Source organism: Flavobacterium sp. J49, from assembly GCF_011742145.1.
GTDB lineage: Bacteria > Bacteroidota > Bacteroidia > Flavobacteriales > Flavobacteriaceae > Flavobacterium.
This window is the reverse complement of record NZ_JAAQQU010000098.1, coordinates 108,961-127,544: the sequence shown is the minus strand read 5'-3', so window position 1 is coordinate 127,544 and position 18,584 is coordinate 108,961. Positions and strand designations below refer to the sequence as shown.

General features: G+C 36.9%; 17 protein-coding genes. 7 read left to right on the top strand and 10 right to left on the bottom strand.

The features are described 5' to 3' along the window. Positions 1 to 2: 2 nt before the first annotated feature. Genes HA632_RS03655 through HA632_RS03645 form a run of 3 tightly spaced genes read right to left on the bottom strand, consistent with a single transcriptional unit; the run spans position 3 to position 3,132 of the window. Positions 3 to 1,013 (bottom strand): glycosyl hydrolase 53 family protein, encoded by a 1,011-nt coding sequence (locus tag HA632_RS03655; protein WP_176305856.1) that lies wholly within the window; start codon positions 1,011 to 1,013, stop codon positions 3 to 5. 2 nt (positions 1,014 to 1,015) lie between these two features. Then, entirely contained in the window at positions 1,016 to 2,083 is a 1,068-nt protein-coding gene (locus HA632_RS03650) for a glycosyl hydrolase 53 family protein (protein ID WP_176305855.1), read from the bottom strand. Positions 2,084 to 2,085: 2 nt separating this feature from the next. Next, on the bottom strand, positions 2,086 to 3,132 hold the full coding sequence (locus HA632_RS03645) for an aldose epimerase family protein (protein WP_176305854.1): 1,047 nt from the start codon (positions 3,130 to 3,132) through the stop codon (positions 2,086 to 2,088). 103 nt (positions 3,133 to 3,235) lie between these two features. Between HA632_RS03645 and HA632_RS03640 the strand changes: the two genes are divergently transcribed. Continuing rightward, on the top strand, positions 3,236 to 4,234 hold the full coding sequence (locus HA632_RS03640; RefSeq protein WP_176305853.1) for a GntR family transcriptional regulator: 999 nt from the start codon (positions 3,236 to 3,238) through the stop codon (positions 4,232 to 4,234). Positions 4,235 to 4,239: 5 nt separating this feature from the next. Here the strand turns inward: HA632_RS03640 and rpe are convergent, their stop codons facing one another. The 4 genes from rpe to HA632_RS03620 form a co-directional block, all read right to left on the bottom strand. Next, entirely contained in the window at positions 4,240 to 4,902 is a 663-nt protein-coding gene (rpe, locus tag HA632_RS03635; protein WP_176305852.1) for a ribulose-phosphate 3-epimerase, read from the bottom strand. 270 nt (positions 4,903 to 5,172) lie between these two features. Beyond that, positions 5,173 to 6,036: an RNA polymerase sigma factor RpoD/SigA gene (locus HA632_RS03630; RefSeq protein ID WP_121311792.1), complete on the bottom strand. Its 864-nt coding sequence runs from the start codon at positions 6,034 to 6,036 to the stop codon at positions 5,173 to 5,175. An 82-nt stretch (positions 6,037 to 6,118) separates the two neighbouring features. Then, positions 6,119 to 9,709: a DUF2339 domain-containing protein gene (locus HA632_RS03625; protein WP_176305851.1), complete on the bottom strand. Its 3,591-nt coding sequence runs from the start codon at positions 9,707 to 9,709 to the stop codon at positions 6,119 to 6,121. Positions 9,710 to 9,734: 25 nt separating this feature from the next. Further along, positions 9,735 to 10,697, bottom strand: a complete 963-nt coding sequence (locus HA632_RS03620; protein ID WP_176305850.1) for a hypothetical protein — start codon at positions 10,695 to 10,697, stop codon at positions 9,735 to 9,737. A 102-nt stretch (positions 10,698 to 10,799) separates the two neighbouring features. Between HA632_RS03620 and HA632_RS03615 the strand changes: the two genes are divergently transcribed. Together HA632_RS03615 and HA632_RS03610 are read left to right on the top strand one after the other, a co-directional pair. Beyond that, the gene (locus HA632_RS03615) at positions 10,800 to 11,300 is read left to right on the top strand and encodes a hypothetical protein (protein WP_176305849.1); all 501 of its coding nucleotides are present in this window, start codon (positions 10,800 to 10,802) and stop codon (positions 11,298 to 11,300) included. Between the two features lie 5 nt (positions 11,301 to 11,305). Then, the gene (locus tag HA632_RS03610; RefSeq protein WP_176305848.1) at positions 11,306 to 12,061 is read left to right on the top strand and encodes a hypothetical protein; all 756 of its coding nucleotides are present in this window, start codon (positions 11,306 to 11,308) and stop codon (positions 12,059 to 12,061) included. Between the two features lie 58 nt (positions 12,062 to 12,119). Here the strand turns inward: HA632_RS03610 and HA632_RS03605 are convergent, their stop codons facing one another. The 3 genes from HA632_RS03605 to HA632_RS03595 form a co-directional block, all read right to left on the bottom strand. Beyond that, on the bottom strand, positions 12,120 to 14,276 hold the full coding sequence (locus HA632_RS03605; protein WP_176305847.1) for a polyribonucleotide nucleotidyltransferase: 2,157 nt from the start codon (positions 14,274 to 14,276) through the stop codon (positions 12,120 to 12,122). A 138-nt stretch (positions 14,277 to 14,414) separates the two neighbouring features. Beyond that, positions 14,415 to 14,684, bottom strand: a complete 270-nt coding sequence (rpsO, locus tag HA632_RS03600; RefSeq protein WP_133533524.1) for a 30S ribosomal protein S15 — start codon at positions 14,682 to 14,684, stop codon at positions 14,415 to 14,417. 106 nt (positions 14,685 to 14,790) lie between these two features. Then, a complete protein-coding gene (locus tag HA632_RS03595) occupies positions 14,791 to 15,246 on the bottom strand; it encodes a GAF domain-containing protein (protein WP_176305846.1) in 456 nt (151 codons plus the stop codon). 69 nt (positions 15,247 to 15,315) lie between these two features. On the opposite strand from HA632_RS03595, the gene xrtF reads away from it, so the two are divergent. Genes xrtF through HA632_RS03575 form a run of 4 tightly spaced genes read left to right on the top strand, consistent with a single transcriptional unit; the run spans position 15,316 to position 18,538 of the window. Further along, a complete protein-coding gene (gene xrtF, locus HA632_RS03590; protein WP_176305845.1) occupies positions 15,316 to 15,873 on the top strand; it encodes an exosortase family protein XrtF in 558 nt (185 codons plus the stop codon). After that, positions 15,848 to 16,294 (top strand): exosortase F system-associated protein, encoded by a 447-nt coding sequence (locus tag HA632_RS03585; RefSeq protein WP_176305844.1) that lies wholly within the window; start codon positions 15,848 to 15,850, stop codon positions 16,292 to 16,294. The genes xrtF and HA632_RS03585 overlap by 26 nt, the downstream gene beginning before the upstream one ends. 56 nt (positions 16,295 to 16,350) lie before the next feature. Next, a complete protein-coding gene (locus HA632_RS03580; RefSeq protein WP_176305843.1) occupies positions 16,351 to 17,181 on the top strand; it encodes an ATP cone domain-containing protein in 831 nt (276 codons plus the stop codon). Position 17,182: 1 nt separating this feature from the next. Then, entirely contained in the window at positions 17,183 to 18,538 is a 1,356-nt protein-coding gene (locus HA632_RS03575) for an MBL fold metallo-hydrolase RNA specificity domain-containing protein (protein ID WP_176305842.1), read from the top strand. Positions 18,539 to 18,584: the final 46 nt, after the last annotated feature.

Below are 18,584 nucleotides of genomic sequence, written 5' to 3'. Positions count from 1 at the left end.
TTTTAATTTTCTTTAAAAGCATCCAATGCCGGTGAAGGTTTTCCGTCAGCTTGCCAAGCGCTTAATGCGTAATGACTCCAGCTTCTCGCGCCTTGCGGCTCCCAATACAGTACACCGATTCCTTTGTTGTTTGGTACGTTTTTTACAGCTTTTATTGTTGCAGCTAATAGCTCATAAGTATTTTGTGCTTTATCATCTTCGCCGCCCACTTCCACGACCATAACTTCTTTGCCGTAGCGTTTCGCCATATCGTTTAGGTTGAATTGTAAATCGGCTATGGTTTCTGAATAGTCTTTTTTTATCCAATACGGATAATAGGATAAGCCAATTACATCGTATCTCACTTTTTGTGCTGTGGCATTATCGAAAAACTTCCTGAATTTGACGTTGTTGTTGCCTTCGTCGACATGCACAATGACTTTGATCCTCTTGTCAACGGCTTTCACGGCATCGTAGCCTTTGTTTAATAATTGTCCGAGTTGAGGCCAATTGTCGGTACTACCTTCGGGCCACATCATACCGCCCGGAATTTCGTTGCCCACTTGAACCCATTCCGGAGTTACACCGGCCACTTTTAAAGCATTGATTACGTCAAAAGTATGATGGTAAACATCGTTTAATAATTCGGGGAAGGAATGGTTTTCCCAAGCTTTGGGTTTGAATTGCTTCGCCGGATCGGCCCAAGAGTCAGAGTAGTGGAAGTTAATCATGATTCGAAAGCCCATTTTTTGAGCACGCAATGCCATGGCAACAGTTTCATCTTTACTGCAATGGCCGCTGGCTTTGTCGTCGGAAGGATTGACCCAAACCCGCAAACGAATGGAGTTCATGCCGCGGTCTTTTAATAGTTGTAGACAATCTTTTTCACTGCCGTCGGCATCGTAGAATTTGTAGCCTGTGGCTTCCATTTGCGGTAGCCAACCCACATCGGCACCTTTGGCAAACTCTTTGTTTTGTCCAAAACACATTCCGGTTATCAGAAGCGCCATTAAAGTTATAGATTTTAGTCTCATAATTATTCAGCATTAAATACTTCCAAAACCGGAAGCGAATTATTGTTAAAATCCCAAAGCGATTGATTTTCCCATGGCGAGCCGTTGGTGGATGTCGGCCCTCTAAAAGCTACCCATTCAGCACCCCAATAACAAAACCCAATTCCGTGAGAACTTTGGTTTACCGTGTTTTTTATAGTAGAAAGAAAACCTTTTTGTCCGGATTCTGTTGCCGGATAGGTAGGGAGAATTTGGTTAGACAACCCTATGATGTTATTGGTGTAGTCGTTGTATCCAAAAGTAAAAGGATAAGCGGTTTCGGCGATGATAACCTTTTTGTTGTACAATTGGCCTAACGTATTCATTTTATTTTGCAAAGCGACCAAATCCGTTCCGTGCCAAATAGGATAATAGGACAGGCCGATATAGTCGTAATCAATATTGGCTACTTTGCTATAATACCAATCAGAGCCAGATATTCCGGCGTGGTGAAGCATGATTTTGGTTGTGGTAGATTGGTTTCTTATGGCTGTACTTGCACTTGAAACGAGTTCTAAATACTGAGTTTCATTAGTCGATAATCTGCCCTCAGGCCAAAGCATACCATCGTTGGTTTCGTTTCCAATTTGGATGATATCAGGATTGATTTCCGTCATGACTAAAGAGGTATAATTAGCCACGGCAGTTTTTAAATTAGCGAAAGTCATGCTTTGCCAAGCGGCAGGTTTGGTTTGGTTCCCCGGGTCAGCCCAGGTGTCAGAATAATGAACAGTCAGCCATACTTTTAAACCTGCAGCTTTCACTCTCAGGGCAAAGGCTTTTACCTCGGCCATTCCGGAATGTGCGTCGGATGGATTTTGCCAAAGACGCATTCTGATAGCATTACAACCGGCATTTTTTAAGGTTATAATTGGGTCTTGATTTGCACCATTGTTTTTGTAAACCGTTCCTTCGCTTTCAATAAGAGGTAAGTAGGACATATCGGCACCGCGAATAAATTCGTCTTCAACAATCGGCTCAGTTTCAGAGTTGTCGTCTGATGAACAAGAAAGCAAAGTAATTGAAAGCAAAACGAAAAGTAACTTTTTCATAACTACAGGTTTTCAAATTTGAATGTCGTTTGGTGTAAATATTCCTCGTCTTTTCTAAGGATTGAATTTGGAAAATGCGGGTGGTTAGGAGCGTCAGGAAAATTTTGAGTTTCAAAACAAATAGCGCTTGTCGGATGGTAATCAGCGTTTTCTTTTCCTTTGATTTGGCCAAAACAATTACCGCCTACATAAATATGAACTCCGGGTTGATTGGTTAAAACCGTCATTTTTATTCTGGTTTTTTCACTGTAAAGTGTTGCTGCTTCTTTGCCTTCTAACACAAAAGTGTTATCGATGGCTGTTGGACAATTTTTTGGACTTGAAAAATCGAAATCGTGATTTTTTAACTCGGTATACTTTCCGGTTGGAATTAATTCCTTGGTTGTTTCCAGTATGTTTTTTGCATTGATAGTAAGCTTTTGATTGGTAATGTCTTTGGCATGTCCGTCCAGATTGAAATAACTGTGCTGGGTTAAATTTAGGATGGTATCTTCAGTTGATTTGGCTAAAAAAATTACCTTAAGTTCGTTGTTTTCGGTTAGAGTATAAGTGACTTTTACGTTGAGTTCTCCCGGGAAATTTTCTTCGTTTGCGGCACTGGTATATTCTAATGTGATGGAAGGGTTTGTATCGGTATGGATGTCGGTTACTTCCCAAAATTTTCGGCTAAAACCGTCTAATCCTCCGTGAATTTGATGCGAATGGTGGTTTTTGGTTAGCTGTATTTTTTTTCCATTCAAGGAAAAGGACGCCTTGTTGATTCTGCCGGCATATCTTCCGACGACAGTTCCCAAATAAGGTGCGCTTGGTAAATCAAACGAATGGATATAATCTTCTAAAGTGTCAAAACCCAAAACCACATCGGTTTTACCTCCGTTTGTTGTTGGGACTTTTATAGCCATTATTGTTGCGCCATAATTGATTATAGTGCATTCCATGCCATTTTTGTTGGTTAATGTATAGCTCAAAACAGCTTGGTTGTCAGGTGTTGTTCCGAACAATTTTTCATTTAACCCATTGTAAATTTGTGAAATATGATTTTTTGGCATGGCTTTTTTATCAATCTGATAACGAAATTATGGTTTTATCTTTTTCATCCATACCACTACCTACCGGTTTTTTTGTAACTTACCACCAGTTAATTGTATTTAGATGAAAATCATCAATATAAACAATCAATCCGCACAGCCGAAATACAAACAAATTGTGTTGTCGATTGAAATGGCTATAGCCGAAAAGAGATTGAAACGCGATGAGAAGTTGCCTTCGGTGAATAAAGTGAGTTTAGAGTTTTCTATCTCACGTGATACGGTTCTGTTGGCATATGACGAATTGAAGAAAAGAGGAATTATTTATGCGGTTTTGGGTAAAGGCTATTATGTAAAAAGCGTTGAATTTACTTTGGAACAAAGAATTTTTCTGCTCTTTGATGAGTTAAATGCTTTTAAGGAAGATTTGTACACTTCGTTCATGTATCATGTGAATAAGAACTTTCAGATTGATATTTTCTTTCACCATTTTAATTTGGAGATGTTTAATAAGTTGGTCAATGAGAGTAAAGGGAATTATTCGAAGTACATCATTATGCCCTCCAATTTGGAGATTTCAACTGAAGTAATTAAATCATTACCGTTGAACGACACTTATATTTTAGACCAAACTACGGAAGCTTTTAAAGAATATCCGGCGATTTATCAGGACTTTGTGGCCGATATGTATGACGCTTTGATGTTTGGTTTGGATAAAATCAAAAAGTACGAAGCGTTGATTTTAATCTTTCCCGGAGATAAAGAACCGATAGGTATGGTTACCGGATTTCAAAAATTTTGTTTTGAAAATAATTGTACCCATTCCGTTGTTTCAACTTTTGAAAAAGATGAGATTAAAAAAGGCAGTTTGTTTATCATTCCGAGTGACCGACATTTGGTGAATGTGATTGAGCAAGCTAAAATCCAAAATTTGGCTTTAGGTATTGATTACGGAATCATCTCATACAACGACACTTCGCTAAAAAAAGTCGTGGAAAACGGCATCACCACCATTTCGACAGATTTTAATGAAATGGGTAAAATTTTGGCTGAAATGATCAATACTAATTTGAAGTTGCACGTAAAGAACAACTCCAAATTAATACTGCGACATTCAATTTGATAAGATTATAAGGTGGTGATTTTCTTCAAATCAGCAATAGTCTGTGTTGGGTTTTCTGCTTTAAAAACAAAGTTTCCGGCTACTAAAACATCAGCTCCGGCTTGGACTAATTTTTTGGCATTTTTATCGGTTACACCGCCGTCAATTTCGATGATGGTTGAAGCGCCTTTTCGAATGATTAGTTCTTTTAGTTTTTCAATTTTAGAGTAAGTATTTTCGATAAAAGATTGTCCGCCAAAACCGGGATTCACACTCATGAGGCAAACCATGTCAATGTCTTTAATGATATCTTCCAAAAGCGCCACATTGGTATGTGGATTCAATGCTACTCCGGCTCTCATGCCTTCGGCTTTGATGGCTTGTAAAGTTCTGTGTAAATGTGTACAGGCTTCGTAATGCACGGTTAAAATATTGGCGCCTAAACCGGCAAAAGTTTTGATATATCTATCAGGATCAATAATCATTAAGTGAACATCGATGGTTTTTTTAGCATGTTTTGAAATCGCTTCTAAAACCGGCATTCCAAAAGAAATATTCGGAACAAAAACACCATCCATAATGTCGATGTGGAACCAATCGGCTTCGCTGGTATTGATCATTTCGATATCGCGTTGGAGATTGGCAAAATCGGCTGCAAGGACTGATGGTGCAATAAGGGTATTCTTCATTGTAAAAGGGTTTGTGTTGTTGGTGCAAAGATAACAAAAGATTCTGTTTTAGCAGAGATTGCGTGAAGGATTGGAGCAAGTACCGTGTACTGCGGAAAGCCTGACCTGAAAGGGCACGCCATAAAAAATAAAACTCCGGAAACCCGAGTGTAGCGAACAGACTGGAGTTTTATTTGCCGTGCAAAAAATAAAACTCCGGTAATCAGCCGGAGTTTCAATCATCAATCAAAAAACGAACAGTTAATCAGACTGTTGTTGTCGTTATTAGGATTATCCTAAATATGTTTTTAAAATTTTACTTCTTGAAGTATGTTTTAATCTACGGATTGCTTTTTCTTTAATTTGACGAACACGCTCACGAGTTAAATCGAAAGTTTCTCCGATTTCTTCCAGAGTCATTGGATGTTGGTCACCTAAACCAAAGTACAAACGAACTACGTCGGCTTCTCTTGGGGTTAAGGTTTCTAAAGAACGCTCAATTTCGGTACGCAATGATTCGTGAATCAATTCTCTGTCCGGATTTGGCGATTCCCCTGAACGCAAAACGTCGTATAGGTTAGAATCTTCTCCTTCTACCAACGGCGCATCCATGGATAAGTGACGACCGGAATTTTTCATAGACTCTTTCACGTCATTTACGGTCATGTCTAATTCTTTGGCAATTTCCTCAGCAGAAGGTGCACGTTCGTTAGATTGCTCTAATAAGGCGTACATTTTGTTGATTTTATTGATAGAACCAATTTTATTCAAAGGCAAACGTACAATACGAGATTGTTCTGCTAATGCTTGAAGAATAGATTGGCGAATCCACCAAACAGCGTAAGAAATGAATTTAAAACCACGGGTTTCATCAAAACGTTGAGCAGCTTTAATCAAACCTAAATTTCCTTCGTTAATCAAATCGGGAAGTGTCAAACCTTGATTTTGGTATTGTTTTGCTACAGAAACCACAAAACGCAAATTCGCTTTGGTTAACTTTTCCAAGGCTCTTTGATCTCCGGCTTTTATTTTCTGTGCTAATTCAACTTCTTCATCGGCAGTAATTAAATCTACTTTTCCAATTTCTTGTAGGTACTTGTCTAAGGAAGCAGTTTCACGATTGGTTACCTGCTTGGTGATTTTGAGTTGTCTCATTTAATGTATCTCCTTTACTTTAAAGTGTTCAGGTGGTTGTACGTGCAAAAAAACAAAAAAGTTACAAAAGCATAATGTTTTTTTAATCAAACCGGTCTTTGTACTTCTTGAACAGGCTATTCATGACCAATAAAACGACTCCGACACCCAATAAAACCAAGGCTCTAATCAAGAAATCGGCATTGGATAAATCAAAGAACATTAATCTTACAATGCAGAGTCCAACTAAGGACAAGGATACATAGCGGAAGTATTTTTCTTTGAGCATGATGCCTAAAATCAATAATCCAAGAGCTTCCAAAATCCAGAAGAACGTCAGTGCGCCTTTGTCGAAGGAAAGGTATAAAAAACAACCGATACTCAATGTTGCCGGATAAATCAACCAACTGTTTTTGAGATTAAAATCTTCCATCCATTTATAAGCCAAATAAATATAAATGCCTAACAGCAGGAATATTAAAAGATACACCGGCAAGAAATTAGGTTCGTAAAAATGGAAACTGATGATGCCCAAATGCAAATTGGCCAACAAATAATAAACAATGCTGATGTTTTTTTGAGGACTGATTTTGCGGAAATATAAATACAGATTTAATATTGCCGTTGTTGCCCAAAATACCGGAAGCCATTTGTGTTCCAATTGAGAAAACATGATGATGGATAGCCAAATATTCAGTACGATTTGATAATTAGACTTAAAGGTTTCGATGGTTTCTTTTTTGCTTAAAAGAATGACAAATGCGATTCCCAAAGCGACACTTCCTAATTGCAATGCCCAATCTAAAACTTCAAAACTATTGAGTTTGTTAACACTAAAGAATACCGAAGCAATAATTCCCAAAAAGCCAATAAAAGTAGCAAAGTGTAATTCTGTTTTGATTTTGTTGGAAGTAATCAGCCAGAAATTAAGCAAAGCCAATCCCATAAATAAAACCGGAAGGTATTTGAATTCGACTTGGATAAATAGCAAAATAATTACCCATATGTTTTGGAGGTAAGGCAAGAATCTTGCAAAAAGTTTGCTTTCTTCTTTATCGGTTTTGGATAATAAATAGTAATAGCCAACAGAAATCAAAACACTAGCGGCTTGAGTGATATACAGTATTGTTTTATCAGCTGAGTCAATATTATCAATCGCTTGGTAAATAGAGAATGCAACACCTACAATCATTAGGATAAAAGCATAGTTGTTATAGCGTTTAAACTCAATGAATTTTTGAAACGAAAGGAAACTAATTATAGCTAAAACCGATAAAAGCATCGAACTGTATTCGATTTGTAAACAAGAAAAACCAAACAACAGCGCGTTGAAAAGCAATAATTCTGCATTCAAAAGATTAAAATGGTTCCAATTGGCAAGCGTTTGCTTCGCCTGTTCGCTGACGCTCGAGTCAGACGACTTGTTTTTGATCCTTTTGGCAAACAAAACATAAACTTCCACAATGGAAATTCCCAAACAAGTTAAACCGATTTCGGAATTGGTCAGTTTCCAAGAATGCCACAGCAAGGTAAAGCTTCCCAAAAAGGCTAAGAAATAATAGAAAATGTAGAGTAAAGTTTCATTTTCAGTCGTTAAATATTTCTTTTTGAAGTTAAACCACAAGAATTCGTGATTGAGTAAAGCAATACCAAACAAACTGAAAATATGCAACATTGGATAATCGGATAAATATTTAAATGACAATACCACCAAAGCCACATTGGAACCTAAAATACAAAGAAAAGGAATGATAAAAATATTGTTGTAAAAACGTTTCATCGACCAGTTAAATCCAGTGACAGCGAACAATCCTAATGCAAATGTCCAATCGGCATAAGATTTCTCTTGAGAGTTTAGTAAAAGTATTCCGGCGAATAAGTTCAATCCTAAAAAGAAGAGTCGTCCAATGTCAAATGTTTTGGAATCGTATGTTCGCTTTAACAAGCACCAAAGCAATCCCAAACCAATTACAATATAATAGAAGGAATTGCCAAATGCATCATCCATTTTCAGAATGACAAACATCGAAAACACTATTGAAAGCAATCCGTTTAAGCTCAAACTCTTTTCACCAATAAAAGAATCGACCGTCCAATACTCTTTCTTAATCGTCGAGATAATCGGAACAGCAAGTGAAATGATTGTCAATGATGTCAAACTGGCCAAAACGCTCGTGATTTGAGTTTGTTCCAATGAATCGCTGAAGAGTAAGGCAGCGAAAATGATTAATGCAAAAGCTATAAAATGATTAATGCCAAGGAATATTTTGTACAGCAAAACTTCTTTTTGTTGGTAAACCACAAACAAGCAAACAATCGTCATTAGGTATAAAATGCAAGCGATAATATCAACGCCAACATTCCAATCATTCAGCATGATAATACTCAACGAACAAAGAATAAAAGCGACCATGCCGTCTAAGTTGTAAAGCCAAAATATTTTCTTTTGTCTTGCTTTGAGGGCCATAAAAAAGCAAATAATCGCGCCTGCAAATAGAATAAACGTTTTAAAATGACTTCCGGTAGCATGCAAAATCAAACCGATGGCAAATAAAATCCAGTTAGTCAAATGTGTGATAAATGCCGCTTTGTCGAAATGGGTGTTTTCGTAAACGCTTCGGTATTGCATAAACATACAACTGGCCGAAACCATTACGATACCAAGAATGGCAAAGATATTTTGGGCTGCTGTTAAAGTCATTCCTTCGGCATTGAACCAAATGTCGAAAATGATAAAGGCAACAATCACAATGAGCAAATGATATTCCCATTTTTCTTTATAGGACAACGCTATTCCGATAGTTGAAGTAATTGCCGCCAAGATAAAAGTGACCAATAATTTCTCGGGAATGACACATAAAATCAGCAAACTTAAAACCACGTGAAGCGACAAAAAGGTTTGCTGCTTGATGATGTAACCCACATATAAATTGAGCGCAATTCCGAGTCCGATTAACGAATACCCAAAAGTATTATTGTGTATAAAAGTCAGCGGTTCAATTTGCGAAGCACCAAAACAACCAAATAAAAACAAACTCGCGCCGGCGCTTCTTAACCAAAGTCCGGTTTTGTTCCATTTTTCTTTTTTGGACAAAATATAATACGAACCCATAAGCAATCCGGCATATAGCCACAAGATTAGAACTCGGAAAAGCGGCTCGACTTTTAACGCAGTATAAATACTCAAATAGCCAATTCCGAGCACCATGATAGCGGTCCCCAAAATCCCCGTCCAGTTGTCGGCAAATTGCTTTTCGGCTTTCTTCAGGAAAATAGAGAAGGCACTCTCTTCATAGACATTTTTTGAGGAAGTGTCTTCTTCAATGGTTTTTGCTTTCTCAAATTTTGGCAAAGGATGACTCTCATAACTCAGTATGGGCAACTCCGGGATTTTGGTTTCCTCAATCACGGGTTGTGTTTCAAGAATTGGTGTTTCAATAGGAGTAGAAACTGTTATGGTTTCTTCAAGTGGTTTAACTTCCTCCGTTTCGGGTTTTGGCATAAAAGCCTCTTTTGGAGAAGGTTTATGTCCGAAGGATTTCTTGAGTTCTTCGACTTCTTCTTTTAAATTTGAAAAATCGATTATATACCTATCCAAAATCGATTTAAGAAACTTATTGTCATTTCTTAAAGTATTCAAACTAATGAATAAGACAATAACACAAATGACCAAAACAAAAATAATAAACCCCATAATTTACAAATTTTAGGTTAGCTTTTTAAAATAACAAATCGATTTGATTGTTTAATCGTTGTATATAGTAGTCGACTTTTTGGTGTGCTTTATTGAAAAATAGCTTTCTATCACGCGTTCCCGAAAGATTAAGCGATTTAGAATTCTTCATCTGGTATTTAAAATACTCGGAAGCATTTTTGGTCGTATCCAAATCGTCGGTGATAAAATATCCCAGCATCGTATACGGAATGAAAAGCTTGCTTTTGACATTGTTTTTGACCAAGACACTGTTGTTTAAAATCAGCAAATCATTTTGGTACAAATGATAGTGAATGTCATTCTGACTGGATTTCTCTTCGATATTGAGCAGCATATTTTTTACATCCTGATACAATTCAGTGGCATTGTTAATGCTGAGTAAACCCGATTCGAAGAAATATAATATTTGTTGGATAGTACTGTTAATGGTTGTTTCATTCCAAATTTCATGAACGGTAGCTTTGGCAAAAACATTTTGAATTAAGGAAGAATGTTCTTGTAATTGATTTGAAATGGTGAAACTTTCAAACGATGAAATGTTTTCTTTTCCTATTAACAGATTGAGCCAAACATATAATTTGAATTTAGAAAGTAAGCTTCCGCCTATGGTATAAAACAGTGGAATGTCTTTAGCAGAATAAAAAATGGAAAGATTTTCTGAATTGGCGAATTCACTCAAATGTGTTGCAGAATCTTTGAAGTATTGCACCAAATCGGCTTCTGAATTGACTTCTTTGGTTTTTTCAACTACCATTTTCTTTTCATTATGGAAAATAGTGTCCAGCGATAAGTTATAATGTTGGCATAGCAAAATCGTTTCATCAATAGAAAACTTACTTTTTCCTGAAACCCTTCTGTGTGCGGCATCATAACTAATATCTAAAGCAACAGCAATCGCATCGTTTAAAGAACTCGATGGGGAAAGCTGTTTTCGAATCTCGTTGAGCAGTGTTTCTTGATTGTTCATATTTGCGATAATCACAAATGTAAAAATTATTTTAATTGCTTTTCGTTAAAATTATTGTAAATATCACAATAGTTTTGATTTGAATTTAAAAATCAAATAATTATGAAAACACTATTGGCTTGCTTAAGTCTCTTCTTTATTTCTTGTGGTTCATACAAAACGGTAAAGAATAAAGATTTACAGTATTTGAAAAATAATTTAGAAGGAAAATTTATCGCTGAGGATATGAATTTGGATTCGACAAATAATAATACAAGTATTCAAAGATTATTTGAAATTCAAAATTCGGATTATATGATTGGATTGAAAGTCAATGATAGTAAAGAACTTGAAATTCATTATAAAAATGCTTTAGGCGGAAATCAGGTTAAATTCTTTAAAGGAAAATTTAAAAAGAAATATTTTAAAGTTTTTATAGAAAAAAAACGAATAACATTTCCTCCAATTTATTGGGTTATAAACGTAAACCGCTTAAAAATAGGTTTAGATCAAAAAGGAAGGTTAATAATAAACAAGCATTATGATCATTCAGGAATGGTTTTGTTATTTGCTGCAGGAAGTTCGTATGATTACCAATATATCTTTAAACAATCTCAAAATTAATAATTATGAAAACAAGAATTTTATTGCTTTTGATTTTATCGACTAAAATCATTTATGCTCAAGACACCATTGTTCAGCAAAACAGTATTTACGAACAACGATTTACTCCGGTCGAACAACACGCTCAATTTTTTGGCTTTACACCCATGTCCAAAAAAATAAACAAAGTAAATTTCGCCTTCGGATTGGGTCATGTAGAAAACAGGCGAATTGCCAATCAAACGATTAACGGCTTGAATTTAGAAGTAAATCCGGCGCCTGTTGCCGCTGTTTTTGTGGCTTTTTTGGCGATTATGCATTTGCCGGATGTAATTAAAAACAGCGATTTATCAAGTCGTGGTGATGGAGAAGGATTAAAAATAAAAAATTGGGAATACTCCCCGTATTTAAAAATCAACGGGTTAAATTTAAGTACGGGTTGTTTCTTTACGACTGCCAGCATGAATGGTTTGAATATATCATTAGCCAATAAGTTTAATGATTTCAATGGTGCTTCCGTTACCGTTCTGGGTACAATAATAGACACTCAAAATGGTGTTTCAATAGGTATCTATAATGCTAATAATTCTTTAAAAGGAGCAACTGTTGGATTTTTTAATCAATCCTACGAATTAAAAGGAATTCATGTAGGTTTAATAAATGCTGCCAAATACAATCGTGGTGTACAGGTTGGTATTTATAATCGTTCCTATTCCAAAGGATTTCAAATAGGTGTTTGGAACAAAAATGCAAAACGATCATTCCCTATAGTGAATTGGTAAAATAAAAAACCCGACTCAGCAAAGAGTCGGGTTTTGTTATGAATTAATATATTCTGAATTAACCTTGTGGAGCGTCTTTTTTCTCTTCTCTTGGAGGTCTTGGTAAAAGTGCTTTTTTCGACACTTTTTCTTTTCTGGTTTTAGGGTCAACACCTAAGTATTTTACCATAAACACATCGCCCATTTTTACAACATCGGCAACGTTTTCTGTTCTTTCCCAAGCCAATTCTGAAACGTGTAATAAAACTTCGTTTCCAGGCGCTGCAGTATATTCTACTACGGCTCCAAAATCAAGCATCTTGATTACTTTCACTTCGTAAGATTCACCAACAGTTGGTTTGAAAATGATAGAATCAATTTTCGCTAACACTGCTGCAATTCCGTCCGGATCAGTTCCTAAGATTTCAACAACACCTTGTTCGTCTACTTCGTTGATTACGATAGTAGTTCCCGTAGCTTTTTGTAATTCCTGAATCACTTTTCCACCAGGTCCGATTAAAGCGCCAATGAAGTTACCAGGAATGGTTCTCATGATGATTTTCGGAGCGTGTTTCTTAACGTCAGCTCTTGGTGTTGCAATAGTTTCCACCAATTTCTCTAAAATGTGCATACGACCGTCACGCGCTTGGTTCAAAGCTTGCTCCATAATGTCATAACGCAATCCGTCAATTTTGATGTCCATTTGACAAGCTGTGATTCCGTCTTTGGTTCCGGTTACTTTGAAGTCCATGTCGCCTAAGTGATCTTCATCTCCTAAGATATCAGAAAGCACTGCAAATTTTTGACCGTCAGTAATCAATCCCATGGCAATTCCGGAAACCGGTTTTACCATTTGAACTCCGGCATCCATCAAAGCCATAGTACCGGCACAAACTGTAGCCATAGAAGAAGAACCGTTAGATTCTAAAACTTCAGATACAATACGGATGGTATAAGGACAATCAGCAGGAATCATATTTTTTAAAGCTCTTTGAGCTAAGTTTCCGTGACCAACTTCTCTGCGTGAAGTTCCTCTTAAAGGTTTGGCTTCACCGGTTGAGAATGGCGGGAAATTGTAATGTAAATAGAATTTTTCTTCTCCTTGTTCAGAGGGAGAATCGATTTGGTTGGCTTCTCTGGAAGTTCCCAAAGTTACAGTTGCCAAAGCTTGAGTTTCTCCACGGGTGAATAAAGATGAACCGTGAACAGAAGGCAAATAATCGATTTCACACCAGATAGGTCTGATTTCAGTTGTTTTTCTTCCGTCCAAACGAATGCCTTTTTCAAGGATTACGTTACGAACCGCTTCTTTGTTGGTTTTATAGAAGTATTTTCCAACCAAACCGGCTAAGTCAGCATTTTCAGCATATTCTTCTTCGGTAAATAAAGCTTTACACTCTTCTTTTACAGCAGCAAATTTTTCGCCTCTTTCACTTTTTCCTGAAGCTTCTTGTGCAATCGCATAACATTTGTCATACGCTGCTGCTTTTACTTTTTTGTAAACTTCTTCATCTTCTACTTCACCTTCGTATGTACGAATTTCTTTTTTACCAAAAGCTTCTTGTAATCTCAACTGAGCTTGGATTTGAACTTTAATCGCTTCGTGAGCAAATTTGATGGCTTCTACCATTTCGGCTTCTGAAATCTCTTTCATTTCTCCTTCTACCATCGCCACCGAATCCAATGAGGCACCAATCATCATATCAATATCTGATAACTCTAATTGCGCTTTGCTTGGGTTGATGATGAATTTTCCGTCTACACGTGCTACACGTACTTCAGAAATTAAATTGTAGAAAGGAATGTCGGAAACAGCTAAAGCAGCTGAAGCCGCTAAACCAGCTAAAGCATCAGGCATCACGTTTTCGTCATGCGACATTAACTGAATCATCACCTGAGTTTCAGCGTGGTAATCATCCGGGAATAATGGACGCAAAACACGGTCCACCAAACGCATGGTCAATACTTCGCTGTCGCTTGGACGAGCTTCTCTTTTGAAAAAACCACCTGGAAAACGTCCTGCAGCGGCAAATTTTTCACGGTAATCTACCGTTAATGGTAAAAAGTCAACATTTGGATTGGCCGTTCTTGCGGATACTGCAGTTGCTAAAAGCATACAGTCTCCTAATCTAACAACAACAGCACCATCTGCTTGTTTGGCTAATTTACCGGTTTCGATTGTGATGGTTCTTCCATCCCCTAAATCGATTGTTTCTTGGGTTACTTTTGGAATCATAAAAATTAATTCGTTTAAACAATTAGGTTAGTTGTGTTGTAGTTGTTGTAGTAGTTGTTTGTAACCCAATGAAAAACCGAAACTTTTCTTTTATTTATAAAACAAAAAGAGGCGCGCAAGCACCTCTTTAGATATGTATTATTTTCTAATACCTAATTCTTTGATAATCTCACGATATCTGTTGATATCTTTTTTCTTTAAGTAGTCCAAAAGACTTCTTCTTTTACCTACCAAAAGTACTAACGAACGCTCAGTGTTGTAATCGTGACGATTTTTTTTCAAGTGCTCCGTTAAGTGAGAGATTCTAAATGTGAACAAAGCGATTTGCCCTTCAGCAGATCCAGTGTTTTCAGCTTTTCCTCCGTGTTTAGCGAAGATTTCAGCTTTTGTTTCTTTACTTAAATACATTCCAATATTATTTTAAATGATTATTATGTATGAAATGAGGTTTTCTCAATTCGTGTGCAAAGATAATCTTCTTTTTTGATTAGGCAAGTAAAAAGATAAGTCAAACTTAAAAAAGTTTAGCAACTTCCTCATTTACAAACTCTAAAAATCTTTCATCAGCTTCAGTAAAAGGGTCGATCACATGACTGTCGATATCGATTTGACCTATGTTTACACCATTCACAAAAAGCGGCACTACAATTTCTGATTTCACCGTGAAGCTACAGGCAATGTAATTGTCTTGTGCGGAGACATCCGGAACGACAAAGTTAGCATTGGATTCAGCCACTTGTCCGCAAATGCCTTTTCCGAATGGAATTACGGTGTGGTCGGTTTCAGCACCCACATAAGGTCCGAGGTGTAAGGTTCTGTTGTCGTGATTGGCAAAATAAAAACCAACCCAGTTGTAGTAGTCTACGTTGTCGGATAAGTATTGGCAAAGGTTTTTGAGTTTTACATCTCTTTCAACATCCTCTTCAGAAAGAATAGCAATAACCTGAGGTTTTAAGTTTTCGAAATTCATTTTCAATTTTTATGCAAAAGTAACGACTGCGCTTTTTTTATTTTATATAAATTTGTTAAAAATTCTATTTTGAAGAGTCTACTCCTGCAATACAAGCCGTTTTTACTTTTTCTGGGAAAATTTTTGCTGACTTATGTGTTGCTGACGGTAATTTATCAGTCGTATTTGAACCGGTTTGAGGCTGATCAAAATGAAGTCGATTCGTTTTCACAATTGGTGGCCAATCAAACCCAATCGGTGCTGACTTTGTTTGATGCCAAAGCCCATATCGAAGCGCATCCCACAGAACCCAGCATAAAGATCTTTTACAAAGGACAATACATTTCCCGAATCATAGAGGGCTGCAATGCCTTGAGTGTGGTTATTTTGTTTATTTCATTCGTTGTTGCTTTTACCGGGAAATTCAAACAAACGCTCATTTTTATCCTGTTGGGAAGTGTTTTAATACACGTTTTAAATATCGCTAGAATCGCTTTATTGTGTATCGCTTTATATCATTATCCTAGGTTTGAACATATTTTACACGGCGTTATTTTCCCCTTAGTCATTTACGGAATTGTATTTTTACTTTGGGTTGTTTGGGTCAATAAATTTTCATTACATGCTACAACTACTGCTAAAAAATAAATCTAAAGTGTTTTGGTCATTGTTGCTGATAGGCTTGTTAATCGGCATCCGACTTTTCGAAGACCAATTGTTTTACGACCCGTTTTTGGCCTATTTCAAAAGCGAATATGCCCACGCCAAATTGCCTCATTTCAATGTTTTCAAACTGTTTTTTAGTTTAGGAATTCGATTTTACCTCAATTCGGTGATTTCACTATTTTTACTGTATGTGATTTTTAAAGACACCAAAATCGTCAAATTCTCGATGTTGTTATACATGGTTTTAGGTTCAATATTGATGATAAGCTTTATTTTTGTCTTGACATTTTTTGGTGAAGAAAACAAAATGACACTGTTCTACCTCAGAAGATTTATAATTCAGCCGATTTTCATTCTTCTTTTCATACCCGCTTTTTATTATCAGAAACAAGTTAAAAAGTAAGTGCTTTTTCGTAACTTTACTATTATTCTGCCAGTCGGAATTTAACTTCGTTTACTATGAAAATTGTCAAGCATTCGGGAAGTATAGTTGATTTTAATCGGGACAAACTCAAGAGTTCCTTGCTCAAATCAGGTGCCGATAAAAAAGTGGTGGAAGATGTTTTGCAAATCATAGAAAAACAAATCTATGAAGGCATTTCTACCAAAAAAATCTACAAGTTGGCGTTCAACTTACTCAAAAAGTCTTCTCATTCGCATGCGGCGCGATACAACCTTAAGGCAGCCATTCAATTGCTTGGACCGGCTGGTTTTTTCTTCGAAAAGTACATAGCCCGTTTGTTTATTTCAGAAGGTTATTTGACCCAAACTAATCTTTTTTTATCAGGAAAATGTGTCGGTCACGAAGTAGATGTTGCCATTATGAAGAACGATTATCTCGAAATGGTAGAATGTAAATTTCACGCCAAAAGCGAAACCAATTCTGATGTTAAAGTGCCCATGTATATTTTGTCAAGATTCAATGATTTGAAAGATAGAAACCATTTAATTTTCACCGGAAAAGATAAAATTTCGGGCTGTTGGATAGTCACTAATAACCGATTTACTGCTGATGCTATAACGTTTGCCCATTGTTCTGGCTTGCAATTGCTGAGTTGGGATTATCCAAAGGACTCCAGTTTGCGAAAAAGAATCGATGAAGGGCAATTGTATCCTATTACTTGCTTGACCACTTTGACATTGGCCGAAAAAGACAAATTGTTGGTTCAGGATATTATTTTGGCCAAAGAAATCATCAACAACATGGAAGCGCTGGAACAAATTGGTTTGAGTCCACTTCGAGTGAAAAACGTCATCAAAGAAGCTTCCGAACTCTGTAAATACATTTAAAATGAAAATCAAATTCTTAGGCGGCGCAGGAACCGTAACAGGCTCTAAAACATTAATCGAAAGCAATGGCATTCGCATCCTGATTGATTGCGGACAGTTTCAAGGCATCAAAACTTTGCGAGAACTCAATTGGGAACCGTTGCCAATTTTACCAAGTACTATCGATTTTGTATTGCTTACTCATGGCCATCTTGACCATTGTGGTTGGTTGCCAAGATTGGTCAATCAAGGGTTTGAAGGGAAAATCTATTGCACGAGTCCGACCAAAGACATCACAAAGTTAATCTTGTTGGACAGTGCCAAAATACAGGAAGAAGAAGCAGAGAAAGCCAACAAAGAACATTTTTCCAAACATGAAAAAGCCGAACCCTTATACGATTTGGCTCAAACTGAAAAAGTATTTCCGCTTTTCAGAGTGGTAAAACCTAATGAGGAAGTAAAACTCGATGCCGAAATTACCGCCAAATTCAGCAATGCCGGACACATCATCGGCGCTTGTTCAATCGAATTGCAATTGGAAAACAAAACGGTAATATTCTCAGGTGATATTGGTCAAGATGATGATGTACTAATGTATGCGCCTGTAAAACCAAAACGAGCCGATTATGTCTTTCTCGAAAGTACTTACGGCAATCGAATTCATCCGGCAGAAGACGTTAAATTGTTATTGGAAACTTACATCAACAATACAGTTCAAGCAAACGGAACAGTGATTATCCCGAGTTTTGCGGTAGAACGCGCACAGACTTTGATGTATTTGCTTTGGCAATTGAAAAAAGAAGAAAAAATCCCCGATATTCCATATGTAATTGATACGCCTATGGGCATCAGTGTGTTGGATGTGTTTATGAACAATCGCCATTGGCACAAATTATCCGAACAGGAATGCATAGACATGTGCAGAATGTTTACCATGAACACCGATTATCAGGAAACCATAGCTACAATTTTTGACAAACAAACCAAAGTAATTATAGCAGCCAGCGGCATGATTACCGGTGGAAGAGTATTGAGTTATTTGGAACGATATATTGGTTTGCCCGAAACCACCGTAATCATAGTGGGTTACCAAGCCGAAGGAACTCGAGGAAGAAAATTATTGGAAGGTGCTGCCGAAGTTAAAATCTATGGTAAATACTATCCGGTTTTGGCCAAGATTTTAGAAATCGAAGGTTTATCGGCGCATGGAGACCAAAATGATTTGCTCAATTGGCTTTCGGAACTAAAAGACAAACCCAAAAAAGTGTTTTTAGTCCACGGCGAAAACGAACCCGCTGATGAACTGCGCCTCAAAATTCAAGAAAAATACGGATTTAATTGCAGTGTTCCTATGATGGGACAAGAGTTTGAGTTGTAAGTTTTAAGAACATTTTAAGTTTTTTAGAATCGAATATTGTTAACTT